The following is a 24,902-nucleotide window of genomic DNA, read 5'->3' as shown; positions in this document are numbered from 1 at the left end:
CTCACGAGGTTCCGCCATGCAACGTCATACCCTCCCCCTGCGCCCTCTGCTCGGCACGCTCCTGCTCGGCCTGCTGCTGGCCGGCTGCGATGCGTCGCGGGACGACGCCACGGCACTCGGCCCGGTGCCGATCGCCAGCGGCGACGAATGCCACGTCTGCGGCATGCTCATCGAGGAAATGCCCGGTCCCAAGGGCGAGGCGGTGCTTCCCGGCGCGGTGCGCAAGTTCTGCTCCACCGCCGAACTGTTCGGCTGGTGGCTGCAACCGGAAAACCGCCAGGGCCAGACGCGCCTGTATGTCCACGACATGAGCCAGGCCGACTGGCGGCACCCCGACGATGCCCGCCTGATCGACGCCACCCGCGCCTACTACGTGGTCGGCATCCAGCGGCCGGGCGGCATGGGCGCCACCCTCGCCTCGTTCGCCGACGAAGAGGCCGCGACGCGCCTGGCGGCCGAGGAAGGCGGCCGGGTACTGCGCTTCGACGAGATCGACCAGGCGGTGCTGCAAGGCGTGGGCGGCGACCACCCGCACCGGCACCCGGCGCACTGAGCGGGGGCCGGAAAGCAGAAAGCCCCTGCCGCGGATACGGCAGGGGCTTTCTTCGCCTGGCGCGACGAGGCGCGGCGGAGGCCTACTTCTCGACGAAGGCGCGCTCGATCAGGTAGTCGCCCGGCTCGCCCATGCGCGGCGAGATCTTCAGGCCGAAGCTGTCGAGCACGGCGCTGGTCTCTTCCAGCATGCTCGGGCTGCCGCAGATCATCGCACGGTCGTCCTGCGGATTCATCGGCGGCAGGCCGATGTCCTCGAACAGCTTGCCGCTGCGCATCAGGTCGGTCTGGCGGCCCTGGTTGCGGAACGGCTCGCGGGTCACCAGCGGGTAGTAGATCAGCTTCTCTTTCACCTGGTCGCCGAAGTACTCGTGTTCCGGCAGGACCTTGGTGATGAAGTCGGCGTAGGCCAGTTCGCTGACCCAGCGCACGCCGTGGACCAGGATCACCTTCTCGTAGCGCTCGTAGGTTTCCGGGTCCTGGATCACGCTGAGGAAGGGCGCCATGCCGGTGCCGGTGCTGAGCAGGTAGAGGTGCTTGCCGGGCAGCAGGTCGTCGTGCACCAGGGTGCCGGTCGGCTTGCGGCTGACCATCAGCTCGTCGCCTTCCTTCAGGTGCTGCAGGCGCGAGGTCAGCGGGCCGTCCGGGACCTTGATGCTGAAGAACTCCAGGTGCTCTTCGTAGTTCGGGCTGGCAATGCTGTAGGCGCGCATCAGCGGGCGACCGTCGACTTCCAGGCCGATCATCACGAACTGGCCGGTCTTGAAGCGCAGACCCGGGTTGCGGGTGGTCTTGAAGCTGAACAGGGTGTCGTTCCAGTGGTGCACGCTGAGAACGCGCTCGGTGTACAGATTGCTCATCAAAGACTCCTAGGAAAACGCGGGCGCACACCAACAGCAGCAGACGTGACGCAGTTGCGCGGCATTTTATCGGTTGCCAAAATATCCGCAAAATGAATTGTCTGGATAATGCTTATCCAGAATATGGATATGGGATAACACGATATCGGTCGGCCGCCGGCCGCCGAGGGCTCCCATCGCTCCCGCGGACGGGGCGCAAGGATAACCGAGCCAACCCCGCCGACGGAACGGCAAAATGTCGCGGGGCCTTTCGCTCTAGACGAGGAAGCCTGGATGAAATTCACCCTCCGCCAGCTCGAGGTGTTCGTCGCCGTGGCCCAGCAGGAGAGCGTCTCCCGCGCCGCCGAGGGGCTGTCGCTGTCGCAGTCGGCGACCAGCACCTCGCTCGGCGAGCTGGAGCGGCAGTTCGACTGCAAGCTGTTCGACCGCGCCGGCAAGCGCCTGACCCTCAATGCCCTCGGCCGCCAACTGCTGCCGCAGGCGGTGGCGCTGCTCGACCGCGGCGAGGAAATCGAGAACCTGCTCAACGGCAAGACCGCCTTCGGCTCCCTCGACCTCGGTGCCACCCTGACCATCGGCAACTACCTGGCCACGCTGCTGATCGGCGCCTTCATGCAGCGCCAGCCGGACTGCCGGGTGCGCCTGCACGTGCACAACACCGCCCAGGTGGTGCAGCAGGTCGCCCACTACGAGCTGGACCTGGGCCTGATCGAGGGCGACTGCCGGCATCCGGACATCGAGGTGCAACCCTGGATGGAGGACGAACTGGTGGTGTTCTGCGCCCCCCAGCATCCGCTGGCGCGGCGGGGCGGCGCCGACCTGGAACGGCTGACGCGGGAGGCCTGGATCCTCCGCGAGCAGGGCTCCGGCACCCGCCTGACCTTCGACCAGGCCATGCGTCATCACCCGCGGCCGCTGAACATCCGCCTGGAGCTGGAGCACACCGAGGCGATCAAGCGTGCCGTGGAGTCCGGCCTGGGCATCGGCTGCATTTCCCGCCTGGCCTTGCGCGACGCTTTCCGCCGCGGCAGCCTGGTGCCGGTGGAAACGCCCGGCCTGGACCTGCGCCGGCAGTTCTACTTCATCTGGCACAAGCAGAAGTACCAGACCGCGACCATGCGCGAGTTCCTCGACCTGTGCCGCAGCGAGACCGCCGGGATCAGCCGCAGCGACGAGATCGTGCTGCCGCTGATTCCCTGACTCAGTTGGCCAGGGACAGGTTGCCGTCGCGGTACTGGCGGTACGAGGTATAGGGCAGCGCGAGGGTGTCGATCACCCCGGACAGCGCGAAGTCGAGGGCCAGCACCTCGAGGATGCCGTCGGCTTGCGCCGGCGCCACCGGCGACCCGGTCTTCACGTTGAGCCGGCAGAAGGTGTAGCTGACCCCGCTGTACACCCGCGGCAGGCTGGTGCAGGCGGTCGCCTTCAGGCGCAGGTCGTGGGCGGCGCTGGCGTCGTCGCGCACCAGCGTGTTGACGGAACCGCACCCGCCGAGCGTGGCGAGCCCCAGAAGCACCAGCAAAGAAAGCCCCGAACGAAACATTCCTTCATCTCCCTGTGCGAACGCCAGCCGAGTATGGCCGGCCTTGCGCCGCTTCACCAACCCTTGACGTTGTCCCAGCGCCAGTTGCGGTACTGGTACAGCAGCGTACCCAGCAACGCATAGGTGGCGGCCATGCCCAGCAGCACCAGGGCATGGTCGCTGACTTCGCGCAGCGGCAGGTCCATCTGGTTCATCTCGGCGATGGCGCGAATCGCCCAGGTCGAGGGGATCGCGTCGGCCAGCCAGCGTACCCAGTCCGGCATGGCCTGTTCCGGCCAGCTGTAGCCGGCCATGTAGAACAGCGGCAGGGTGATGAAGGTCATGGTCAGGTACACCGATTCCTCGGTGGGCAGCAGCTCGGCGATGAACTCGCTGAGGGCGATCACCGCGATCAGGAACGGCAGGACGATCCCCAGCAGCATGAAGAACGAGGCCGACTGGCGATAGCCCAGCAGGTGCGGCCAGATCACGTAGAAGAGCATCGCCAGCACGGTCCAGATCAGCAGTTGCGCGCTGTAGCGGCCGAAGCGGGTCGACAGCGGCTGGCGCATGTAGCGCGGGGTGCCGCCGCGCAGCATGATGTTGCCGCGGGTGCAGCCGAGCAGCAGGCTGTGTTGCAGGATCAGCGACAGCAACCCCGGAAGGACGATGGCGGCGAAGCTGATGCCGGGGTTGAACAGGTCGGTCAATTGCCCTACCAGCGGGCTCAGCACCACCTGCGCCTGGGTCGCGGTGAAGCCTTCGCGTTCCAGCAGGGCAGCGTTGTAGCGGTTGGTCAGCGCGCTGTAGACCGCCGAGATGTCCTGCTGGATCTGGCCGTTGGCCATGCGGTTGGTGGCATCGCCGAAGTACGGGATCACCAGCGCCTCGCCGCGCAGCAGGCGCTTCTCGAAGTTCAGCGGGATCACGATGATCGCGTACAGCTCGCGCCAGGCCAGGTCGCGCTTGGCCTGCGGCAGGCTGTCGTAGCCGACCACGGCGACCTTCGGCGCCGAATCGAGCAGCCGGACCAGCTCGCGCGACACGTCGCTGTGGTCCTCGTCGACCACCGCCACCGGCAGGTCGAGGGCGGTGTGGTTCATGTACGGCAGCGAGGTGATGCACACCGAGGCCACGACCATCAGCCACATCGGCTTGGACAGCATGGCCTTCAGGGTTTCCCGGAGGATCTGCAGGTAGTTCTTCATATCGGGCTCAGGTCCAGGCGGCTGCGCAGGCGCATCTTGGCGATCATGTAGGCGATCAGCGGGTACAGCGCCAGCTTGGCGCAGGTGTAGAGCGCCGAACTGGGCGGCGCCTGGCGCAGGAACTGGTCGAACAGGCCGTGCAGGGTGTGGGTCAGCGGCTCGGCCTCGGCGATCACCCGCGCCAGGGTCGGCATCGCCAGTTCCGGGATCAGCACTCCCGAGTAGGTCTGGGCAACGCCGATCAGCATGCCCACCAGCGAATAGGCGGTGAAGCGGTTGGCGGTGAAGACGAACAGCACCAACCCGACGCTCTGCGCGGCAATCACGTAGAACAGCGTGATCATCAGCATCGCCAGCGGGCTGCCGTTGATGCGCGCGCCGGAGAACGCCACCAGCAGGAAGATTTCCAGCATCAGCAGCGCGGTGAACAGCAGTGTGTAGGGCGCCAGTTTGCCCACCAGGCGTACGCCGAGGGCCTTGGCCCGCAGGATGTGCGGCGAGGAGGCGCGCAGTTCCGGCGCCTCGCGGGCCAGCACATGGACCATGGTGACGATCACGAACAGCTGTAGCAGGTGCACGATGGCGGCGAACTGCTGGTAATAGATGTAGTTGCCGCTGGCATTGAACAGGCTGTCGTAGGACACGCTGATGCTCGCCAGGTGCGGCAGCGCCGCCGGCATCCCGGCGGCCAGGCGCGGACGCAATTCGCCGTTGAGGCTGGCGACCAGCGCCGAGAAGTCCTGGGTGGCGGCATAGCCGGCCGAATACAGCAGCGCGTTGTAGTACAGCTCGGCCTTCGGCGCGCGCCCGCCGAGCACGTCGGCCTCGAAGTCCGGCGGGATGTAGAGCAAGGCGTAGGCATCGGCCCGACGGATCGCGTCGAGCCCCTCCTGGACGCCGGCGGGAACGGTGATCACCTGGGCGTGGGAGGTCGCGTCGAGGTCGCGGATCAGCTTGCGCGACAGCTGGCTATGGTCCTTGTCGACCACCGCCAGCGGCATGTCCAGCAGGGTACCGGCCTGGTAGACGCCGCTGATCACGCCGAACAGCAGCAGCGGCCAGCACCAGCCGAGCCAGTGGATGGTCCAGCTGCGGCAGGCGATCCGCGTCTCGGTGTTGAACGCCTGGACGAAACGGCTGGCGTTGCGCTTCAGCGCGGCCCACGCCATCGCTCAGTTCGTCCAGCGCCACAGCGCGCTCATGCCCGGGCGCAGGCCGGGTGTCGGCTGCAACGGGTAGAAGCGGGTCTCGAAGGTCTTCAGGTCGAAATCGCCGGTGGCGCGGGTCGCGCGCCTGGTCGAGAAATCGCCCAGCGGGGCGATGTAGCGCAGCTCGGTCTCGACCTCGGCGCCGCCCAGGCCGGGCACCTGCATGACGATGCGGTCGCCCTTGCGCACCTTGGCCAGGATGTCCTCGCGCAGGTTGAAGACGAAGTAGCTGTCGTCCAGCCGCACCAGCGTCAGCAGCGGACTGTAGGCGTTGATCAGTTCGCCCTGTTCGGCGGGGATCGGCCCGACCTCGCCGTTGACCGGCGCGCGCACCTGCAGGTCGTCGATCTGCGCCTGTAGCTCGGCGATCTGCGCGTCGGCCCGGCGCACCGCGGCCTGCAACGCCTGGCGGCGCTCCTCGCGGTCGCCCTTGAGACCTTCGTCGAGATTGGCCCGCGCCTCGGCGACGCGGTCGCGGGCGACATCGCGCTCACGCCGCGAGAGGTCGAACTGGGTCCGCGAGAGGAAGCCGCGCTCGACCATCTGCTGGTTGCGCTGGAAATCCGACTCGGCGTTGCGCAACTCGGCCTCGGCCTGTGCCAGGCTGGCCTTGAGCGCGCGGATGCTCTCCTCGCGGGTACCGTGGAGCGACTCGTCGAGCTGCGCCTGGGCCTGGTTGCGCGCCGCGTGCAGGGCATCGAGCTGGGCTTCCAGCTCGGGGCTGTCGAGGCTGATCAGCAGGTCGCCCTGCTTCACCTCGTCGCCGCGCCGCACGTGCAGCACCTGGACCCGGCCCTTGGCCTTGGAGGAAACGATGACGTTGGTGGCGTCCGCCTCGCCCTGCAACAGCAGGGGCGGATTGTGCAGGCGCAGGTAGAGGGTGATGGCGACGATCGCGAGGATCAGCAACGGGGTAAAGAGTTTCCATCCCTTCATGGGGCAGGCTTCCTGAACACGACCGGGCGATGGTAGTACATTGCCAGGCCGTTGCGCTGGCCGGCGCGCCGGGCGGAAGCGCGCCGGAGACCGGCTCCGGCGCGGCGACGAATCAGGCTTCCCCTTCGGCGTCCTCGCTCGCCACCCGCCGCGCGGCGGCGCCGTCGGACTTCGCCGAAGGGAAGCGCGCCGAGGCGAAGCGCACCACCAGGATCGCCAGCGCCAGCAGCAGCAACGCCACCGAGACCAGGATGATGCCATCGTCCGGCGTATGGTTGTGCTGGATGTCGGCGATCATCAGGCGGGTCAGCGCGGTCATCGCCACATAGATCAGGAAGCGTACCGGCATGTGGTTGGTCTTGAAGTAGATACCGACCATCGCGCCCAACTCGAGGTAGATGAACAGCAGGAGGATGTCGTCGATCGACGCATGCCCCTTGTTCACCATCCCCAGGAAAGCCGCGCCCGCCGCCCAGAATACCGTGGCGCCGATGGCGAACAGGGCCAGGTAGTGGAAGGCCTCCACCAGCAGGTTGCCGAGGCTCTCCGCCTGGTGGTGCATGCTTGCGCGCAGGCGCTCGGCCCAATTCTGTTTCATAGCTTCTCCCGACAAAGACGACGGCCACCTGGCCCGAAGCATGCAAGGCCCAGGCCAAGGCACGTGCGCAGATAGACGTCCGCACGTCGGCGCAGGGTACAGCCCGGCGGTGACAAAGAACTTTCCGGGCGGTACCCAGTCCCAACCAGCACGACAGCATTCAGGTGGTCCGCCATGACCGACAGCAGCCCTTTCCAGCTCCTCACCGAGGCCTTCCAGGCCGAGTACCGGGTCAACCTCAGCCTGGAGCGGCCGGACGGCAGCATCGTCCTCACCCTCTCCAACGAACGCGGGGTCGCCGCCAAGCGCCTGATCCGACCGGCGCAACTGCATGACCTGGAACAGTTGCAGCGGATGATCGAGAGCATCCGCTTCGGCATCGCCATCGAAAACGGCACCAGCGCGCCGCAACTGTTGCAGGCGATGACCCAAGGCAAGGCACGCTGGCCGATAGCTATCTGATGGCAGCGGTGACCTGCGCGCGTCCTTCGCCGGCGCCGAAATAGGCAGCCAGCACCGCCAGGTCGCGGTCTTCCAGCACCCCCGCCAGCTGGCGCAGGCGCAGCCAGGCGTTGAGGTAGGCGTAGCGCGCTTCCGCCAGGTCGCGGCGGGCGCCGTAGAACTGCTGTTCGGCGTCCAGCACGTCGCGATTGACCCGCTCCCCGCCGGCGACGCTGCGCCGCGTCGCTGTCACCTGTTCGCGCGCCGCGGCCACCGCCATCTCGTAGGCACGCACCTTGGCCAGGCTGCTGGCGGTCAGGTCGAACTGGCTGTGCAGGTCATTGATCACACTGGCCACCTGGGCATCCAGCTCGGCCTGGGCCTGGGCGTACTTGTCGCCGGCCTGGCGGGTCGCTGCCGACACCCGCCCGCCCTCGAACAGCGGCAGGCTGAGACGCAGGCCGACACTGTCGGTGTCGTATTTCTGCTCGTAGGTGCTTTCCGAAGCCGAGTGCGTCTTGCTGCTGCTGGCGTAGAGGCTGAGCCTGGGCAAGTGGCCGGCACGATTGCGCTCCACCTCGTAGGCTGCCGCCTCCAGCGCATGGCGCTGGGCGCCCAGCTCGGCGCTGCGTTGCAGGGCCACCTGGCGCCAGCCTTCGAAGGTCGCCGGTTGCAGGCGCAGCGCCGGGAAGCGCTCGATGGGCGCGGCCAGTTCGCGATCCTCCAGTGCCTGCCCGAGCATCGCCTCCAGCGTACGCCGCGCCGCCGCCGCGCGATCGCTGGCGGCGATCTCCTCGGCGCGGGTCAGGCTCAGCCGGGCGCGGGTCTCCAGCAGGTCGGTGCGGGTGCCCTCGCCTTCCTCGAAGGCACGCTGGTTGAACGCCAGCTGGGTTTCCAGGGCGCGCCGCTGGGCTTCGGCCAGGACCACCTGCTCGCGGGCGAACAGGGTTTCGCTGTAGGCGGCGAACAGGCGCACCGCCAGTTCCTGGCTGCGCCCGCGGAACTGTTCGTCGGCGAACAGCGCCTGGGCCTCGCCCTGGCGGTAGCGCGCGTAGGCCTCGTAGTCGAACAGCGGCTGCTCCAGGCTGAGGGTCGAGGCGTAGCTGCGATAGTCGCGCTCGACGCGGGCGTCGCCCTGGCTGACGGTGGAGTCGTTGCGCGCCTTGTTGTAGTCGTAGCGCAGGCTCGGCAGCAGGCCGGCACGGCCGATGGCGCGGTTTTCGCTGCCGGCGCGGCGCTCGTGGAGCGCCGCCTGGAAGGTCGGGTCGTGGCGCACCGCCAGTTGGTAGGCGTCCAGCAGGCCCAGCGCCTGGGCCGAAGAGGCCGAAAGCAGCGCGGAGGACAGCAGGCAGGCTCGCAGGCGATTCATTCTTCCCCCAGCGCCAGGTGGGTACGGTCGGCCAGCGGCTTGAACAGGTAGTTCAACAGCGAGCGCTCGCCGCTGCGAACGAAGGCCTCCACCGGCATCCCCGGGCGGATCTCCAGGCCGGCCAGGCGACGTACGCCCTCCTCGCCTACGCGGATGCGCACCCGGTAGTACGGCGCCTCGCTGCGCTCGTCCAGCAGGCGGTCGGCCGAGACCAGGGTCACTTCGCCCTCCACCCGCGGCGTAGTGCTCTGGTTGAAGGCGCTGAACATCAGCTCCACCGGCAGGCCGACGCGGACCTTGTCGACCATCTCCACCGGCAGCCGAGCGTCCACCAGCAGCGGCTGGCGCTCCGGGAGGATTTCCATCAGTTGCTGGCCGGGCGCGATCACGCCGCCCTCGGTGAACACTTCCTGGCCGACCACCAGGCCGGCGACCGGCGCCCGTACCTCGCTGTTGGCCAGGTCGAAGCGCGCGCTGGCCAGGCGATTGCGCAACTCCTCGGCGCGCACCTGGGCGTCGGCCAGGCTGGCGCGCACCTCTTCCTGGAACTTCTCCCGCCGCTGGGCCATGCGCAGGCGCAGTTCGAGGATCTGCCGGCGGGTACTGCCGAGGCTGCCGAGGTCGCCGGCGATCTCGCCGTTGACCTGGGCCAGCAGGCGCTCGCTGTCGAGCAGGCGGTTGCGCGGCACGTAGCCCTCGCTGGCCAGTTGGCGCAGGCCGCGCAACTGTTCCTCGAGGGCGGCGCGCTGCTGCTCCTTGCTGCGCAGCGCGGCTTGCAGGCCGTCCAGTTGCGCCTGGCTGCCGGCGACCGTCTCGGCGAGACCATCGAGTTCCAGGCGCAGCGCCCGCCGACGGCTGTCGTGCAACTGCCGCTGCTGTTCCAGCAGGGTCGGCAGGCGCGGGTCGTCCAGCGCCAGCAGCTCGGCGGGAAACTCGATCCGCGCCTTTTCATCGCGCTCGGCGCTCAGCCGCGCCAGACTCGCCAGCGCCGCCAGGTACTGGGCGAACAGGCCATCGGCCTGGGCCCGGGCCTGGGTAGCGTCCATCTCCAGCAGCACCTGTCCTGCCTCCACCCGCTCGCCTTCGTGCACGCGGATGTGCCTGACCAGGCCACCGGTAGGGTGCTGCACGGCCTTGCGGCTACCGGCCACCATCACCGTGCCGGAGACCCCGACACCCTTGTCCAGCGGGGCCAACCCGGCCCACAGGAGAAAGCCGACGAAGCCGAGCAGCACCAGCCCCCAGCCGAGCCGGGAAAAACGCTTCTCGTCCAGTTCCAGCGCCGCGCCGCCGGCGCCGACTTCGCGCAACCGCGCCTGCCCGCTCATCGCGCCGCTCCTCCCGGCACACCGCCGACCGGCATCCCCGGTCCCGGCCGGTAGCCGAAACCGAACGCCGGCGTCGGCCGTGTCGGCGCCGGGGCCGCAGCGGCCGGCGGCGAGGCGCTGGCAAGCACCTCGGCGGTCGCGCCGAAACGCTGCAGGCGCCCGCCATGCAGCAACAACAGCTTGTCGGTCAGCGCCAGCACCGCCGGCTTGTGGGTGACCAGCACCAGGCTGCTGCCGTGCCGGCGCATCGCCGCGATGGCCTCGGCCAGGGCCGCCTCACCCGCCTCGTCGAGGCTGGCATTGGGTTCGTCGAGCACGATCAGCGCCGGTCGCCCGTACAGCGCGCGGGCCAGGCCGATGCGCTGGCGCTGGCCGCCGGAGAGTCCGGCGCCGCCGTCGCCAAGGCGCGTGTCGTAGCCCTGCGGCAGGCGCAGCACCAGGTCGTGCACGCCGGCCAGGCGCGCCGCCGCCACCACCTTCTCGGCATCCACCTCGGCGAAGCGCGCGATGTTCTCGGCGATGCTGCCGGCGAACAGTTGCACGTCCTGGGCCAGGTAGCCGATGTGCGGCCCCAGTGCCGCCGCGCTCCACTGCCGCAGGTCGGCGCCGTCCAGGCGCACCGCGCCGGACAGCGGCTGCCAGGCGCCCACCAGCAAGCGCGCCAGGGTCGACTTGCCGGAACCGGACGGCCCGATCACGCCGAGCGCTTCGCCAGGTTCCAGGGCGAAACCGAGGTCCTGCAACAATGCCTGCTCGCGTCCCGGCGCGGCCGCGCAGAGCCGCTCGACGCGCAACGCGCCGCGCGGCGCCGGTAGCGGCATGCCCAGGGCGGCCGGCGGATTCTCCTCGAGCAGCCGCGCCAGTCGCTGGTAGGCCTGCCGCGCGCCGCTCCACTGGCGCCAGACCGCGATCAACTGGTCGATGGGGCTGAGCACGCGGCCCATCAGGATCGAGCCGGCGATCATCATCCCCGGGGTGATCAGGCCTTCCACCGCCAGCCAGGCGCCGAGGCCGAGCACCAGCGACTGCAGGGCCAGGCGCACGCCCTTGGAGGTCGCGCCGATCGCCGCGCTGCGCTCGCTGCCGAGGTTCTGCCGGGCAAGGAAGGCCTGGTGCTGGGCGAACCAGCGCGCGCGCATGGCCGGCAACATGCCCATTGCCGCCAGGGTTTCCGCCTGGCGCAGGTTGGCCGAGGCCTGCTGGGTGGCGAGGATCGACAGTTGCCCGGCCTCGGCCAGCGGTTCGCGCGAGCGGCTTTCGTTGACCCAGGCGAGCAGCACCAGCAGCAGCGCCCCAACCAGGGCGAGCAGGCCGAGCCAGGGACTGAAGAGGAAGATCACCAGCAGGTAGAGCGGGAACCAGGGCGCGTCGAAGAAGGCGAACAGGGCGTTGCCGGTGAGGAACTGGCGCAGGCTGGTCAGATCGTTCAGCGCCTGCCCGACGGCCTGCTCGCCGCGCTCCAGGCTGGCGCGGAACGAGGCGTCGTAGATGCGCTGGTTGAGTTGCATGTCGAGCTGGCCGCCGAGGCGGATCACCACCAGGCTGCGCACCCACTCCAGGGCGCCGAGCAGCAGGTAGAGGCCGAGCACCATGAGGGTCAGCATCAGCAGGGTCATGTGGTTGCCGGAGCCGAGCACCCGGTCGTAGACCTGCAGCATGTACAGCGACGGCGCCAGCATCAGCAGGTTGATCACCGCGGTGAACAGCGCGACGCTGCGCAGCGCCGGGCGGAAGCGGCCGAGGGTGGCGAGGATTTCATTGCGCGGCGAGGCCGGCCGGAGCTTCATCGGAGTCGGGTCCTGTGGGTGTCCGGGCCGCGAGCGGGCCCGGAGGACATTGCGGCAGTCTCCGCTTGCCGGGCACGGCCGGCGGAGGAACAATCCGGGGGCCGCCGTCGCCACGGGTGCGAGGCGCAGCGACGGCGGTTCGTGCGCCGGAGAGGAGCGCCAACTCCTCTCCGGCCTTTAGCGCAAGCAGTCCACGAACGCTATCGTGGACAGTTGCTCAGGCCGCCAGGGCCAGGTCGTGCGGCAGTTCCTGCACGCCGACCACGCCGATTTCCGCCGCTGCCGCAGCCGGGGTGGCATGGGCGACGCCGGCCGCGGCCAACTGGTCGAAGGTGGAGTTGATCGACAGGCTCGGGTCGACCGCTTTCAGCAACGCGTCGATCTGCCCCTGCAGGGCGCTGCTGTCGCCGCTCATCAGGCCGTAGACCACCTTGTGCACGGTGCCGTCGCGGCCCTGGGCGATCGGCGAATCCAGGCCCAGGTTGCTGAAGCTCACCTCCTGGCTGTCCAGGGCGTAGCCACCGCTGGAGGCGCCGCCGGTCAGGGTGTCGCCGAGGGCGATGCTGTCCAGCTTGCCCCACAGGGTGTGGCTGGGGTTGCTGAACAGGGTGTAGTGGAGGTCGCCGCCGGCGATGAAGGCCGCGTCGCTGGCGGTGCTCTTCAGCGCGTACTGGCTGCCGTCGAACGGACCGGGGTTGAAGCCGCCGGTATTGCTGCCGTCCACCACCTGGCCCGGACGATGGTTGACGTCGCCGAAGTAGGCCGACCAGTCCGCCAGGTAATCCGCTACGGTCCAGCCGCTGTAGGTGGTGCTGTAGGAAATCGAAATGCTCATGCCAAAACTCCAATTCAACGAGTGGTGAATGCCGGAGCGCACGGATGCCCGCTCCGGTTTTGCCCTTCACTGGGCAAAACGGGGGTCAGAACTGGTATTCGAGGGTGCCTTGCAGGGTCCGCCCGCGACCGAGGGTGAAGGCCAGCACGTCGCCCAGCGGCACCAGGTAGGCGCGGTCGGTGACGTTCTCCATGGCCAGGCGCAGGGTCAGTTCATCGCTCACCCGGTAGCTGCCGTACAGGTCGTAGACGGTGTATTCCTTCCAGTCCGCCGGGTACACGCCGGCCTGCGACACCGTGGCGCCGCCAGCCACCGAGTAGCCTTCGCTGTAGCGGGCACGGGCGCCGACGTCCAGCCTGCGGTCGAAGAAGCGCATGCCCAGGGTCAGCGAGCCGCGGTCCATCGGCATGTGTTCGGCGGAGCCGAGCACCGCGCTGCAATGGGTGGCGGCGTTGGCCTGCTCGTCCGGCCGCATGTCGATCACCGGCGGGCGGCGACCGCTGCCCTTCACCGTCTGGGTGACGCCACCGAGCCAGGCGGTCTTCGAACAGAAGTCGTTGCTGCCGATCATGTGCGTGTAGGAGAGCTGCCCGTAGGCCAGCCCGGCATCGTAGTCGAGCTGGTACTCGACGCCACGGAAGCGCGTGCTGTCGAGGTTGTTGACGTAGGCGCTGTTGCCGATCCCGGCCATGCCGTAGCCCGGCGGCTGCATGCCCATGCCCATGAAGATGAAGTCGTCGACCCGGGTGTCGAAGTAGGCGACCTTCAGGCCCAGGCGGTCGTCGCTGAACCAGAGGTTCTCCTTCAGCACGTTGAAACCGACTTCCCAGGCCTTCGAGCGCTCCGGACTGAGGAACGGGTTGGGGTACATGTTTTCCGCGCCGCCGCCGTGGGGGCGGCCGGTGATCAGGCTCTCGGTCACCGCCGGCGGGCGCCAGCCCTTGCCGTAGGTGGCGAACAACTGCAACCAGTCGACGCCGGGCTTGACCGACAGGCCGAAGGTCGGCGAGAAGCGCCCCTCCTCGCGGTCGACGGCGTATTGCAGCGGCATGTCGGTCTGCCGGGTGGTGCCAAGGATGAAGGTGCGCGCGTTGAAGCCGGTGTCGCCGCGCAGGCGGTAGCGGTCGTAACGCAGCCCGGCGTTGAGGTTGAGCCAGTCGTCGTAGTCGTAGTCGAGACGGGCGAACAGGCTACCGAGGGCGCGGTCGCCCTTGGGGGTCATGCCTTCGGCCGCAGGGAAGCCGACCGCCGAGGTGCTCGCCCGCGGCTGGCTGGAGTCCGGCCGCACCTTGTCGTAGAAGAACTCCAGGCCATAGTTGGCGCGCAGCGTGGAGAGATCGTCGAGAGCGAAGGTCGAGGTGTTCTGCGCCTGCGCGCCGTAGGTGTCGGTCTGGTAGGTGATCGAGTAGCCGGGGGTGATACCGCGTTGCAGGGTCTGCTGGCGGTTGCGGTTGTCGACGTAGTAGAGCTTGGCCTTGAAGTCCACCAGCGGGTTGTCCGGCGCGTAGCCGTAGTCGATGGCGAAGTTCTGCGCACGCACGTCGCTGCTGCCGAGCTTTTCCCAGAGCGCCTGGTTCTCGGTGTTGAGCATGTTGGCGTCGTCGTAGGACACCTGGGTGGTCAGGTAGCTGAACTGCAGGCGCTGGTCCTGCGGCAGGGCGACGCCAAGCTTGGCCAGTCGCGAGCGCATCACATAGCCGGAGTAGGCCACCGGCGAATGCTTGACCCGCTGCCCGGCCTCGGGATTGAACCAGGCGCCGGTGCGCAGCTCGCCAATGCTGCCCTTGGTCCCCGGGTCGTAGTCGCCCAGGTGGCGCTCGCTGGCGGCGACCAGCATGTCCCAGACCTCGGTGCCGATGGCGAAGGCCGCGCTGCCGATGAAGTGGGTGCCATTGGCGTCGCCGCCCAGGCCGCTGGTGAGGCGCACCCGGCCACCGACCTGCTTGCCCGGCCTGACCAGGTCGCGGGCCTCCAGGGTGCGGAAGTTGGCGATCCCGCCGATCACCCCGGCGCCGCCCATGGCCGAGCTGGCGCCCTTGTCGATGACCACCTCGCTGAGCAGCTCGGGATCGACGTAGAGCGTCCCGTTGCGCTGCTGGTGGCCGCTCTGCTGGTAGTTCTGGCGCATGCCGTCGACCGACATGTTGACCCGCCCGTAGTCCTGGATGCCACGGATGTTCACCGACAGGCCGGGGTCCTGCTGGCTCACCGAGGAGTACACCCCGGGGGTTTCCTCGAGCATGTCGGCGGCATGCCGCGGCGGGTTGCGCTCGATCTGCTCGCGGCCGATCACGCTGACCGAATGCGGCGTCTGGTAGACCCAGTCGTCCGGACGCGCGGCGGAGATCACCGAGGGCGACATCTGCACCAGGTCGTCCTGGCTGACGCGGATCAGGCTCAATTGGTCCTTGCCGGAGAAGCGGTATTCCACCGGGCTGCCCTGGAGCATCTGGCTCAGGCCGTCGGCCAGCACGTATTCGCCGTGCACCGCCGCGCTGCCGAGACCGGCGAAACGCTGGCTGTCGAAGAACACCTGAACCCCGGCCTGCTCGGCGAATCGCAGCAGGGCGCGGTTCAGCGGTTGTGCCGGGATGTCCAGCCGGACCCGGCGCAGCGCGGTCTGCTGCTGGCTCGCCGAGTCCGCCCCGTCTTGCGCATGCAGCGGTAGCGCGGCCGTTCCCAGCAGGACCAGGCCCAGCCCCAGGGCCAGTTGCGCCCCCTTGCGACCGCCTCGCACGGCACTCCATCCACGATGTTTCATGACAGCGCCTACACTCCATCGTTTTGTGTAATAAGAATCAGTCTCGTTAAGAGAACGATGGAGGCAGGGAAAGTCAGTAACGGAAATCGAGAAAATTTTTCGCCGGCGGGATCCACGGCTCGAAAATGCGCTTCCCGGCCCCTGCCGGAACAAGCGCGCGGGGCGACTGCCCGGCCCGTGGTCGAGGCTCTCGGAAGCGATCGCGCCGCTCAGTACAGCAGCGTCACTCCCGCCAGGCCCAGGCTGCGCACTCCCAGCTCATCGCTGATCGACTGCAACGAGGCCTCCAGGTCGGCGACCCGGAATACGCCGCTGACCCGCCGCTGCGCCAACGCACCGGGAGCCACCAGCAAATGCCCCGGCCGGTAGCGATTGAGCCGCGCCACCACCTCGCCCAGCGGCTGCTCGTCGAAGACCAGCAGGCCGCGCCGCCAACTGGTCAGGTCGTCGAGGCGACCGCCCAGCGGCGCCTCGACGCCGCCCTCCGCGCTGTAGCGCAGGCTCTCGCCCTCGCCCAGCTCGCGGCGCCCGACGGTCCCCGTGCGCGGATGCGCCAGGGCCACCGCGACGCGGTGTTCGAGCACCCCGACCTGGACGCTGCCGTCCTCGTTGCGGCTGACCAGGAACCGAGTACCCAGCGCGCGAGTGCTGCCGCCGGCGCTTTCCACCACGAAGGGCCGTGTCTCCCGCCCCGCGCGGGGGGCGGCGCGGAAGATCGCGCTGCCTTCGAGCAGGCGCACCCGTCGCTCGCGGCTGTCGTAGGCGACATCGATGGCACTCTGTGCGTCCAGCTCGACCTCGCTGCCATCCACCAGCCGCAGGATGCGTACCTCGCCCTTGCCGGTAGAGTGGTCGGCCAGCCAGGTCACGCCGGCGTCGCGTTCGCTCCAGGCGCTGCCCAGGGCCAGCAGCACCGCCGCCGCCGCGGCCCAGCCGCGCCAGCCCTTGCGCCGCCCCCCGGCGCGGCGCGGCGCGCTGGCGACCGGCGTCTGAACCATCGTCCGCGGTTCGGTCAGCGATCCCAGCTGTTTCCAGGTCCGTTGCGCCAGCGCCAGCGCGGCCGGGTGCCGGGGGTCGGCCGCCAGCCAGCCGTCCAGCGCTTCGCGCCGGGACCGGTCGAGGTCGCCGCCGTCCAGGCGGATCGCCCATTCGGCGGCCTGCTGGCGGATCTGCTGTTGTTCCTGGGGGCTGTTCACGTGCGGCTCTCGTTGGTCGTTATAGAGGTTCAGACGCGCGAACCGGCAAGACTCGGTAATCCATTCAGCGGGACTCCTCGAGTGCCTGCATCACATGGGCCAGGGCGCGGGCCAGGTGCTTCTGCACCGAGCTATCGGAGATTTCCAGGCGTCTCGCCACCTCGGCATGGGTCAGCCCCTCCAGACGGTTGAGACGGAAGATCTCACGGGTGCGCGGCGGCAGTTCGGCGACTATCTCGCGCAGGCGGGCAAGCGCATCGGCATCCACCGCGGACTCCTCGGGGCCGGGCTGGTCGGCGACGAACCCGGCGAGGTCGTCGTTGGGCCGGGTCTCGGTGCGGCGCCGCCGTTCCTGCCGGTAATGGTCGATGGTGAGGTTGTGCGCGGTGCGGTAGAGATAGGCGTCGACATGCTCGATCGGCTCCTTGTGCCGCTGCTCGGCCAGGCGCAGGAAGCTTTCCTGCGCCAGGTCCGCCGCCAGGTGTGGATCACGGGTCTTGCGCAACAGATACGACTGCAACTGCCGGGCATGCCTGAGAAACAGTGCCTTGAGATCCTGCTCCGCCAACGGCGCATCCACCCACGTCCTTTCAGAAGGACAGCAGCATATTTTTTATGATAATGATTTTCAATCGTATTATTGTGAGATGCCGGGCTCAGCCGAACACCGAGCCGCCGCCGAGGTAGGCCAGGCCCGCGCCAAGGGCCGCCAGCGCCAGCGGCGGGCGCATCGGCGCGTCGTTGATGGCGAAGGCCAGTTGCGCCAGCGGAAACAGCAGCAGGCAGAGCAATGCGCAGGGGATCGAACGGCGGCCGCCGCTGGCCACGGACCAGACGTAGCCGATGAGCAGGAGGGCGAAACCGAGGTCTTGCATGCCGGGCATCCTTGCGGGGCGGAAGGTATGCGCCGCGCAACGGGCGGCAGGCGCGCAACCTTAGCAGAAGCGCGGGAGCCGAGGAAAACCCGGCGCGGCCCGTGCCGCACCGGGTTCGCTCAATTGCCGCTGCAGCCGCTGCCCCAGGCCTTGTACTCGACGGTATGCCGCTCGCCCTGCGAGTCCTCGTAGACCAGGCGCGCCGGGACGATCCCACAGGCGCTCCACAGGTCGGTCTTGTAGATCACCCGGGCGATGTCCAGGCGCCCTTCCACGTAGTGCTGGCGGAGCGATTTCGAGTCCGGGTTGGGTCCGTAGGGCTGCTGCTGCGCCTGGGCCAGCGGCGCCAGGCCGAGCAGCGCGACAAGTGCCAACGGGATCACTCTCATGAGGATGTCTCCTTGGTAGAACGTTCAGCCTGAAACTACGCTGCGGAGACTGTCAGGCTCATGAGCCCGGCGTGACATTTCTGTCAGACGACGACCGCCCCGGCAATGCGCCGGCAATCCTGGCGCTATCCACGGACGGCAAGACGCCATATACTGGATGGATAACCAGTCAAAGCAACCTTGCGACTCAGAAGGCACAGAGGTGATGAATGGCCGTCGAAGTGGTGTACCGCAGCAGCCGGGATCAGGAGCGTTTGTTCATGGACAAGGCTGAAGCCGATCGTTACGACAAGATGCTGGAGCTGGCGGAAACGCTGGCCGAGGTGCTGCAGAAGGCGGTGCCGTCGCTGAAGGAGGAACAAGTGGAAGAACTCGGCATCTTCATGGCGAAGAACCGCGACGCCTTCGCCCGCGCCTTCAAGAACCAGCCGGACGCCCTCAACGAACTGTTCGAGGAAAACGCCGCGGACGAATGAGCCGCCGCTGCAAGCAAAGCGCAAGGAGCCGAAACATGCCGCGACAACTTGCCGGCCTGCTGTGCGTCCTCCTCGGCCTCGCCGGTGCCCCTGCCCTCGCCTGCCCGTTCCGGGCCACGGACGCCGAGACACCGGCAGCCTCTGCCGGCGCCGCGCAGGTCCTGGCCCTGGGCGGCGCCGGCAGGCTGCAACTCGACCTGCAACGGGCCCCCGCCACCCTGCTGCACAGCGGCGACCTGCTGATCGCCCGTTACGCCGAGGGTCACTACCTCGCCCACCGCCTGCTCGAAGGCAACGAGATGGGCGCGGACGAGGGCGAACGGCTCGACCTCCCGCGACAGGTTCGCCTGCTGTTCGGAGCCCTGCCGCTGGACGGCCTGCCCGACGCCGAGCGCGAGCGTCTCCAGGCGCAGCGCCAGGCCCTCGGCCTGTGCGACCGGCGCGCCAGCGCCAGCCGCTACCGCGTAGCCGGCACCGAGGTCTATCGCCTGCGCGGCAGCCAGGCCGGCAAGCCCTACCACGCGCTCTACCTGCTCGACGGTCCCCAGGTGCACTACCTCGACAGCTCCGGCAGCGACGCCTTCGTCGAACAACTGCTCGCCAGCCTGCGACGCCGCTGAGTCCGCGCGGCGCTTGTCCGACCCGCGCCCGGCTTGCCGGAAACTGGCGCTTGCCGTACAACGCCCGGCAGCCCCATCGACCAGGAAGGTCCCATGCCCGCTCTCCCCGCCTCCCCCGTCCGCTCCCGACGCTGGCGCCTGGACCGGCGCAGCCTGCTGCTGGCAATGCTGCTGTTCGGCCTGCTGGTCCTGCTCGCCACCCTGGGCCGGCATTGGGGCTGGATACGCAGCTTCGGCGGCGACCTGCTGGCGGTGGTCTGGCTCTACTACCTGATGGGCAGCGCGCTCAGGGCGCCGGCCGCCTGGCTGGCATCCGCCGCCTTTGCCGTCGGCGCGCTGCTGGAACTGGGCCAGTACCTGGCGGCGCAACTGCATTGGCAATTTTCCAGTCCCGTGCTGCGCATCGTTCTCGGTAGCTCCGCCGACGGCTTCGACCTGCTCGCCTATGCCCTCGGCGCGCTGCTGGCATGGTGGCTGGAGCGCCGGCGCTGATCAGCCGTCGGGCTGCTCCAGGGCGTTCACCAGTACCTTGAGGAAACGCGCCGCCTCGCCACCGGTGGCGGCGCGGTGATCGAAGCTCAGCGAGAGCGGCAGGATCGGGTGGATCGCCATCTCGCCGCGCCAGGCCACTACTTCGTCGCGGATGCCGCCGGCGCCGAGGATGGCCACCTGCGGCGGCACCACCACGGGGTTGGCGTAGCGGCCGAACAGGGTGCCGAAGTTGGATAGGGTCAGGGTCGCGCCGAGCATTTCCGCCGGCGGGATCGAGCGTGCCTGGACGTCTTCGCGCAGGCGCCGCATACCGGCGCGCAGGTCCTCCGCCGAACGCGCACCGACGTCGCGCAGCACCGGCACGAACAGGCCGTCCGGGGTGTCCACGGCGATCCCCAGGTCGAGCCGCTCATGCAGTTTCAGCGACAACGAGGCGCCATCGAACCAGGCGTTGAGGGTCGGCTCGGCGCGACAGGCCTCGGCCAGCGCCTGGGCCAGGCGGATCAACGGGTCGCGTGCGGTCTTCCAGCGATGCAGGTCGGCGTCGCCGTAGATCGTCACCGGCACCACCTCGGCATGCGAGCGCGCCATGTTCAGCGCCATGCTCCGCCGTACCCCGCGCAAGCGCTCGCCGCCGAAGCGTTCGCGGGCGCCCTGGGCGGCGGCCTCGACGTCGGCGCGGGTGATCAGGCCATCCGGGCCGGAGCCGCTCAGGCCGGCCAGTTCGACGCCCTGCTGGCGGGCGAACTGGCGCACCGCCGGGGTCGCGCGCGGTGCCAGGTGTTCGCGGGTGGACGGTGCGGCGCCGATGAAGAAACGGTCCTCCAGGGCGCTACCGCCGCCCTCCAGGCGCCCCACCACGGTACCGGCGTCCGCCTCCTCGCCCTCGAAGCCCACCAGCGGTTCGCCGACGTGGAGGATGTCGCCCTCGGCGCCGAACAGCTTGCCCACCACCCCATCGTAGGGCGCAGGGATGTCCACCAGCGCCTTGGCGGTTTCCACCGAGACCAGGCGCTGGTCGGCGCGCACGCTGTCGCCGGCCTTGACGTGCCATTCGACGATTTCCGCTTCCTGCAGGCCCTCGCCCAGGTCGGGCAGCTTGAAGTGCTTCATGGTCGTCTCCCCTTGGCTCAGGCGTAGCCGAGCACGGTGTCGCAGGCCGCCAGGATGTCCTCCACGGCGGGCATGTACAGCGCTTCCAGGCGGTACAGCGGCGGCGGGATATCGGCCGCGGCGACCCGCTGGATCGGCGCCCGCAGGTCGAACAGGACACGCTCGTAGAGGCTCGCGGCGATTTCCCCGCCGAGGCCGCCACTCTTCGGCGCCTCATGGACGATCACGCAGCGACCGGTCTTGCGCACCGAGGCTTCGAGGGTGTCGAGGTCGAGCGGCTTGAGGCAGGCGACGTCGATCACTTCGGCCTCGATGCCGCGCTGCGCCAGGCGCTCGGCGGCCTGCTGGGTCTCGTGGACGCTGGCGCCCCAGCTGACCAGGGTCAGGTCGCCGCCTTCGCGAAGGGTGAAGCAACTGTCCAGCGGCAGGCGCCGGGCGTCGTCCGCCAGCGGCTGCGGGTTCATCCGGTAGAGCCGGGTCGGCTCGAGGAAGATCACCGGATCGGGATCGTCGATCGCCGCCAGGAGCAGGCCGTAGGCCCGCGCCGGCGACGACGGCACCAGCACGCGGACGCCGGGGATGTGCGCGAACATCGCCTCGGTCGCCTCGCTGTGGTGCTCCGGCGCGCGGATCCCCGCGCCCATCGGCGTGCGCAGCACCAACGGGCAGGCCAGGCGGCCGCGGGTGCGATTGCGCAGGCGGCTGGCATGGGACACCAGTTGCTCCATGGCGGCGTAGATGAAGCCCATGAACTGGATCTCCATCACCGGCTTCAGGCCCTGGGCGGCCATGCCGATGGACAGCCCGGCGATCATGTTCTCCGCCAGCGGCGTATCCAGCACCCGCTTGAAGCCGAAGCGCTCGCGCAGGCCGAGGGTGGCGCGAAACACCCCGCCGTTGACCCCGACGTCTTCGCCCAGCACCACCACCGTCTCGTCCTCGGCCATGGCCCGGTGCAACGCCAGGTTGACCGCCTCCAGAAGGGCCAGGCGTTTCGCTTCGCCGTTGCGCTCATTCATGTTCGGCCCCTCCCTGCCGCCGCGCGGCGCGCTCCAGCAATTGCTCGCGCTGCTCCTCCAGGACCGCCGGCCAGCGCGCGTAGACATGCTCGAACAGTGCCTGCGGCGCCTGCGCGGCGAACGTCTCGAAACGCTCCACCGCCTCCTGCACCCGCGCCTGGCACTCGCCCACCAGCGCCTGCTCGCGCTCCTCGTCCCACTGGCCGCGGCCGGCGAGGAAGGCGCGCAGGCGCTTGATCGGCTCCTCGCGCCAGGCCTGGTTGACCTCCTCGGCGGAACGGTAGCGGCTGGCGTCGTCGGCCGTGGTGTGGTCGCACAGGCGATAGCTGATGCACTCCAGCAGGGTCGGCCCCTTGCCCTGGCGCGCGCGCTCCAGGGCCGCGCGGACGCGTTCGGCGACCGCCAGCACGTCGTTGCCGTCCACCTGTTCGCCGGGGAAGCCGGCACCCACCGCCTTCTCCGCCAGGGTCGGCGCGCCGCACTGGATGCGCCGCGGCACCGAGATCGCCCACTGGTTGTTGTTGACCACGAAGAGCACCGGCAACTGCCAGGCGCCCGCCACGTTCAGCGCCTCGAGGAAATCGCCCTTGCTGGTGGCGCCGTCGCCGCAGGTGGTCACCGCCACCCGGTGTTCGCCGCGGATGCGGAACGCCGAGGCGACCCCGCAGGCATGCAGGGCCTGGGTGGCGATCGGCACGCAAATGGGAAAGTCCTGCGCCGCCAGCGGTTCGGCGTAGTCGCTGCCGCGCTCGTCGCCGCCCCAGTAGAGGAGGATGTCCTCCATGCGCACGCCGCGCATCAATTGCACGGCGGTATCGCGGTAATACGGCACCAGCACGTCCTCGGCGCGCATCTGGCTGCCGATGGCCACTCCGATGGCTTCCTGGCCGAGGGTTGGCGCATAGGTGCCGATCCGCCCGGTACGCTGGAGGGCCACCGCCTTCTGGTCGAACAGGCGGGTCAGGAGCATCTGCCGGTAGAGGCCGACCAGCGCATCGCTGTCGCCGGCCCAGGCGGGCAACTCGCCGAGGGGCCGACCGTCGCTGTCGAGGTAGCGGGTGAAAGGCGGGTCGATCCGGTTGTGAACCATCGCAAACCTCCTCCGCACGCCGGGTAGGCGTGCCGCTCAGGGTCGCGCCGCGGGTGGCGGCGTGCACGCGCGGCGCGGCGGGGGTGGCCCGCACTGCCGCTGGCGAGGCCCGCTGGCGGCCTCGCCGGAAACGCCGGCCCGTCACTGCGGGCCGTAGAGAATCCGTTCCGCCAGACGGTCGGCGATCCGCGCCGGCGACTGGTGGTCGGCCTGGGCATGGGCATAGATCTCGGTGAGCCGCGCGGGAATCCGCGCCAGGTGCGCGGTGATGCTGTGCGGGTCGGCGCCGCGGTGCTTGAGGGCGACGTAGATCAGGCCGCCGGAGTTGATCACGTAGTCCGGCGCATAGAGGATGCCGCGCGCCTCCAGCTCGTCGGCGACCTCCGGCCGCTCCAACTGGTTGTTCGCCGCCCCGGCCACCGCCGCGCAGCGCAACTGGCTGACGCTCTGGCTGGTGAGCACGCCGCCCAGGCCGCAGGGCGCGAGGATGTCGCAAGGGGTGGAGAGCAATGCCTCCGGCGCCAGCGGATGGGCACCGAGCTGCTCGACGGCCAGTTGCACCCGGCCGGGATCGAGGTCGCAGACCAGCAGCTCGGCGCCGACCGCCGCCAGTTGCTCGGCCAATGCGTAGCCGACGTGGCCGAGCCCCTGCACCGCGACCCGCAGGCCTTCCAGGTCGTCGCTGCCGAGGCGCGCCTGGGCGCTGGCGCGAATCCCGGCGAACACGCCGAGGGCGGTATGCGGCGAGGGGTCGCCGGCCTGGGTGGTGCTGGTGACGTGGCGGGTCTGCTGGGCGATGCAGTCCATGTCGGCGCTGGAGGTACCGCTGTCCACCGCAGTGATGTAGCGTCCGCCGAGGCTTTCGATGAAGCGCCCGAAGGCCTCGAACAGCGCGCCGCGATTGTCCAGGTGCGGCGGGCGGATGATCACCGCCTTGCCGCCGCCCTGCTCCAGCCCGGCCAGGGCCGCCTTGTAGCTCATGCCCTGGGCCAGGCGGATGGCGTCGCCGATGGCGGCTTCGTCGTTGGGGTAAGGCAGGTAGCGACAACCACCCAGCGCCGGGCCGAGTCGCGTGCTGTGGATGGCGATAATGGCCTTGAGTCCCGTGGCCGGGTCTTGGGCGAGGTGGAGACCCTCGAGCCGGGCCGCGTCCATCATGTCGAACATGCTGGGGCTCCCCTGCTTGCTGCTTGTTGTCCGGGCCGGGCCGTTGCCGCCCGGCACCTTCAGTATAGGCAGGCGTCGGCGAAACGCCCGCAAGGCCGACGACCAGGCGGCGGCGCTCGCCGAGCCGGGTACTGGACGAAGCTTCGGCGGACGGTTACAACCTTGGGGTCCGCCCGCTCGAAACCGGCCCCGGCGTGCTCCGAACGGCCCGTCCGCAGCGATCCAGGCGCACCAGGAGGAAAGCCATGGACCCGCGTCAAGCCTGCCTCGATTGTCTCGCCCAGGAACCGCCAGCGCTGTTCGAGGCGGCCCTGTGGATCGCCGCGGAGCACCTCCCGGCGTATTCGCCCGCCCACGCCCTGCGCGAGCTCGACGAACTCGTCCGGCAGATCGGCGCCAGCCTGGACGACCGCGCCTCGGCCAGCGAGCGCGCCCAGGGGTTGCTGCGGCGAATGAGCGAACAGGGTTTCTGCGAAGACGACGACTTCCCCCTGCAACCGCGCTCGGCCCTGCTCCCGCTGGTGCTGCAGCGGCGCCAGGGACAGCCGTTGTCGCTGGCGCTGGTGGCCATGGAACTGGCGCGGCGGCTGGACATTCCGCTGGTCGGAGTGAACTTCCCGGGACGCTTCCTGCTGCGCGTGCCGCAGGCCGACCATCTGCTCGACCCGGCCACCGGGCGACGCCTCTATACCCCCGACTGCCGCGAACTGCTGCTGCGCCTGCAAGGGCCGAAGAGCGAACTGCAGGCCGCCTACCTGAAGCAGGCCTCTCCCGGGGAAATCCTCCAGCGTCTGTCGCGCAACCTGCGACAACTGCACAGCGCCGCCGGCGAGCCGCTGGCCGCGCTGAAGGATGCCCAGCGGGTGATCGAACTCGGCCCGGTGGGCGCCGCCGACCACGAGGCCCGCGCCGGCCTCTATCGGCAACTGGATTGCCCGCAGGCGGAACGCTACGACCTGGAACGCGCGCTCTTGCTCAGCGACGATCCCACCGAGCAACTGCGCCTCGGCCAGCGCCTGGGCGAACTCGCCCCGCCGACCGGCCGCGCCCTGCACTGAGG

Annotated in this window: 26 protein-coding genes; 7 read left to right on the top strand and 19 right to left on the bottom strand. The window is 69.3% G+C overall.

From position 1 onward, the window contains the following. The first annotated feature begins 16 nt into the window (after positions 1–16). Entirely contained in the window at positions 17–553 is a 537-nt protein-coding gene (locus AC1RB9_RS07945; protein ID WP_003453179.1) for a nitrous oxide reductase accessory protein NosL, read from the top strand. A gap of 82 nt (positions 554–635) precedes the next feature. Here the strand turns inward: AC1RB9_RS07945 and fpr are convergent, their stop codons facing one another. Beyond that, the gene (fpr, locus tag AC1RB9_RS07940; protein WP_003091832.1) at positions 636–1,412 is read right to left on the bottom strand and encodes a ferredoxin-NADP reductase; all 777 of its coding nucleotides are present in this window, start codon (positions 1,410–1,412) and stop codon (positions 636–638) included. 273 nt (positions 1,413–1,685) lie between these two features. On the opposite strand from fpr, the gene AC1RB9_RS07935 reads away from it, so the two are divergent. Beyond that, positions 1,686–2,612, top strand: coding sequence for a LysR family transcriptional regulator (locus AC1RB9_RS07935; RefSeq protein WP_003091833.1), 927 nt, complete (start codon positions 1,686–1,688; stop codon positions 2,610–2,612). Between the two features lies 1 nt (position 2,613). Here AC1RB9_RS07935 and AC1RB9_RS07930 read toward each other — a convergent pair whose 3' ends face one another. From AC1RB9_RS07930 to AC1RB9_RS07910, 5 genes are all read right to left on the bottom strand, one after another. Then, a complete protein-coding gene (locus AC1RB9_RS07930) occupies positions 2,614–2,955 on the bottom strand; it encodes a YceK/YidQ family lipoprotein (RefSeq protein ID WP_003098676.1) in 342 nt (113 codons plus the stop codon). Between the two features lie 53 nt (positions 2,956–3,008). Further along, positions 3,009–4,142 carry an ABC transporter permease gene (locus tag AC1RB9_RS07925; RefSeq protein ID WP_003098675.1) on the bottom strand — a complete coding sequence of 378 codons (1,134 nt, stop codon included), beginning with the start codon at positions 4,140–4,142 and terminating at the stop codon, positions 3,009–3,011. Continuing rightward, entirely contained in the window at positions 4,139–5,311 is a 1,173-nt protein-coding gene (locus AC1RB9_RS07920; RefSeq protein ID WP_003130238.1) for an ABC transporter permease, read from the bottom strand. The genes AC1RB9_RS07925 and AC1RB9_RS07920 overlap by 4 nt, the downstream gene beginning before the upstream one ends. A gap of 3 nt (positions 5,312–5,314) precedes the next feature. Next, the gene (locus AC1RB9_RS07915) at positions 5,315–6,286 is read right to left on the bottom strand and encodes an HlyD family secretion protein (protein WP_003091837.1); all 972 of its coding nucleotides are present in this window, start codon (positions 6,284–6,286) and stop codon (positions 5,315–5,317) included. Between the two features lie 112 nt (positions 6,287–6,398). Beyond that, on the bottom strand, positions 6,399–6,884 hold the full coding sequence (locus AC1RB9_RS07910; protein ID WP_003091838.1) for a phosphate-starvation-inducible protein PsiE: 486 nt from the start codon (positions 6,882–6,884) through the stop codon (positions 6,399–6,401). Positions 6,885–7,058: 174 nt separating this feature from the next. On the opposite strand from AC1RB9_RS07910, the gene AC1RB9_RS07905 reads away from it, so the two are divergent. Then, positions 7,059–7,346 carry a DUF3509 domain-containing protein gene (locus AC1RB9_RS07905; protein WP_003091839.1) on the top strand — a complete coding sequence of 96 codons (288 nt, stop codon included), beginning with the start codon at positions 7,059–7,061 and terminating at the stop codon, positions 7,344–7,346. On the opposite strand, the gene AC1RB9_RS07900 is transcribed toward AC1RB9_RS07905, so the two are convergent. The 9 genes from AC1RB9_RS07900 to AC1RB9_RS07860 form a co-directional block, all read right to left on the bottom strand. Beyond that, the gene (locus AC1RB9_RS07900; RefSeq protein WP_003113107.1) at positions 7,339–8,694 is read right to left on the bottom strand and encodes a TolC family outer membrane protein; all 1,356 of its coding nucleotides are present in this window, start codon (positions 8,692–8,694) and stop codon (positions 7,339–7,341) included. The two genes, AC1RB9_RS07905 and AC1RB9_RS07900, sit on opposite strands and share 8 nt — an antisense overlap. Then, complete coding sequence (locus tag AC1RB9_RS07895; protein WP_003098666.1) at positions 8,691–10,022, bottom strand: HlyD family type I secretion periplasmic adaptor subunit; 1,332 nt, start codon at positions 10,020–10,022, stop codon at positions 8,691–8,693. The genes AC1RB9_RS07900 and AC1RB9_RS07895 overlap by 4 nt, the downstream gene beginning before the upstream one ends. Further along, positions 10,019–11,809, bottom strand: a complete 1,791-nt coding sequence (locus AC1RB9_RS07890; protein WP_003453185.1) for a type I secretion system permease/ATPase — start codon at positions 11,807–11,809, stop codon at positions 10,019–10,021. Before AC1RB9_RS07890 ends, AC1RB9_RS07895 begins: the two co-directional genes overlap by 4 nt. 217 nt (positions 11,810–12,026) lie before the next feature. Next, complete coding sequence (gene hasA / locus AC1RB9_RS07885; RefSeq protein WP_003091842.1) at positions 12,027–12,644, bottom strand: heme acquisition protein HasA; 618 nt, start codon at positions 12,642–12,644, stop codon at positions 12,027–12,029. A gap of 85 nt (positions 12,645–12,729) precedes the next feature. After that, the gene (gene hasR, locus AC1RB9_RS07880) at positions 12,730–15,405 is read right to left on the bottom strand and encodes a heme uptake receptor HasR (protein WP_003119598.1); all 2,676 of its coding nucleotides are present in this window, start codon (positions 15,403–15,405) and stop codon (positions 12,730–12,732) included. A 209-nt stretch (positions 15,406–15,614) separates the two neighbouring features. After that, positions 15,615–16,601: a FecR family protein gene (locus AC1RB9_RS07875; RefSeq protein ID WP_023121977.1), complete on the bottom strand. Its 987-nt coding sequence runs from the start codon at positions 16,599–16,601 to the stop codon at positions 15,615–15,617. A 64-nt stretch (positions 16,602–16,665) separates the two neighbouring features. Beyond that, positions 16,666–17,181 carry an RNA polymerase sigma factor gene (locus tag AC1RB9_RS07870; protein ID WP_003453324.1) on the bottom strand — a complete coding sequence of 172 codons (516 nt, stop codon included), beginning with the start codon at positions 17,179–17,181 and terminating at the stop codon, positions 16,666–16,668. Between the two features lie 76 nt (positions 17,182–17,257). Beyond that, positions 17,258–17,476: a hypothetical protein gene (locus AC1RB9_RS07865; protein ID WP_003091846.1), complete on the bottom strand. Its 219-nt coding sequence runs from the start codon at positions 17,474–17,476 to the stop codon at positions 17,258–17,260. Positions 17,477–17,595: 119 nt separating this feature from the next. Beyond that, on the bottom strand, positions 17,596–17,865 hold the full coding sequence (locus tag AC1RB9_RS07860) for a DUF2790 domain-containing protein (protein WP_003091850.1): 270 nt from the start codon (positions 17,863–17,865) through the stop codon (positions 17,596–17,598). 209 nt (positions 17,866–18,074) lie between these two features. Here AC1RB9_RS07860 and AC1RB9_RS07855 point away from each other — a divergent pair, with 209 nt between their 5' ends. The 3 genes from AC1RB9_RS07855 (at position 18,075) to AC1RB9_RS07845 (ending at position 19,453) form a co-directional block, all read left to right on the top strand. Beyond that, on the top strand, positions 18,075–18,341 hold the full coding sequence (locus AC1RB9_RS07855) for a YebG family protein (RefSeq protein ID WP_003091854.1): 267 nt from the start codon (positions 18,075–18,077) through the stop codon (positions 18,339–18,341). A gap of 35 nt (positions 18,342–18,376) precedes the next feature. Beyond that, positions 18,377–18,961 (top strand): hypothetical protein, encoded by a 585-nt coding sequence (locus tag AC1RB9_RS07850; RefSeq protein ID WP_003122204.1) that lies wholly within the window; start codon positions 18,377–18,379, stop codon positions 18,959–18,961. A 93-nt stretch (positions 18,962–19,054) separates the two neighbouring features. Continuing rightward, the gene (locus tag AC1RB9_RS07845) at positions 19,055–19,453 is read left to right on the top strand and encodes a DUF2809 domain-containing protein (protein ID WP_003453327.1); all 399 of its coding nucleotides are present in this window, start codon (positions 19,055–19,057) and stop codon (positions 19,451–19,453) included. Here AC1RB9_RS07845 and AC1RB9_RS07840 read toward each other — a convergent pair whose 3' ends face one another. From AC1RB9_RS07840 to AC1RB9_RS07825, 4 genes are all read right to left on the bottom strand, one after another. After that, complete coding sequence (locus tag AC1RB9_RS07840; protein ID WP_003138213.1) at positions 19,454–20,566, bottom strand: dihydrolipoamide acetyltransferase family protein; 1,113 nt, start codon at positions 20,564–20,566, stop codon at positions 19,454–19,456. A gap of 17 nt (positions 20,567–20,583) precedes the next feature. Next, the gene (locus tag AC1RB9_RS07835) at positions 20,584–21,585 is read right to left on the bottom strand and encodes an alpha-ketoacid dehydrogenase subunit beta (protein WP_003106981.1); all 1,002 of its coding nucleotides are present in this window, start codon (positions 21,583–21,585) and stop codon (positions 20,584–20,586) included. Further along, positions 21,578–22,675 carry a pyruvate dehydrogenase (acetyl-transferring) E1 component subunit alpha gene (gene pdhA, locus AC1RB9_RS07830; RefSeq protein WP_003106978.1) on the bottom strand — a complete coding sequence of 366 codons (1,098 nt, stop codon included), beginning with the start codon at positions 22,673–22,675 and terminating at the stop codon, positions 21,578–21,580. Before pdhA ends, AC1RB9_RS07835 begins: the two co-directional genes overlap by 8 nt. 141 nt (positions 22,676–22,816) lie before the next feature. Next, the gene (locus tag AC1RB9_RS07825) at positions 22,817–23,842 is read right to left on the bottom strand and encodes a Leu/Phe/Val dehydrogenase (protein ID WP_003091859.1); all 1,026 of its coding nucleotides are present in this window, start codon (positions 23,840–23,842) and stop codon (positions 22,817–22,819) included. Between the two features lie 245 nt (positions 23,843–24,087). Between AC1RB9_RS07825 and AC1RB9_RS07820 the strand changes: the two genes are divergently transcribed. Next, positions 24,088–24,900, top strand: coding sequence for a SirB1 family protein (locus tag AC1RB9_RS07820; RefSeq protein ID WP_003162663.1), 813 nt, complete (start codon positions 24,088–24,090; stop codon positions 24,898–24,900). The last annotated feature ends 2 nt before the right edge of the window (positions 24,901–24,902 follow it).

The sequence above is a fragment of the Pseudomonas sp. 20-5 genome, assembly GCF_056782835.1.
This window is presented reverse-complemented; position numbering and strand designations above follow the sequence as displayed.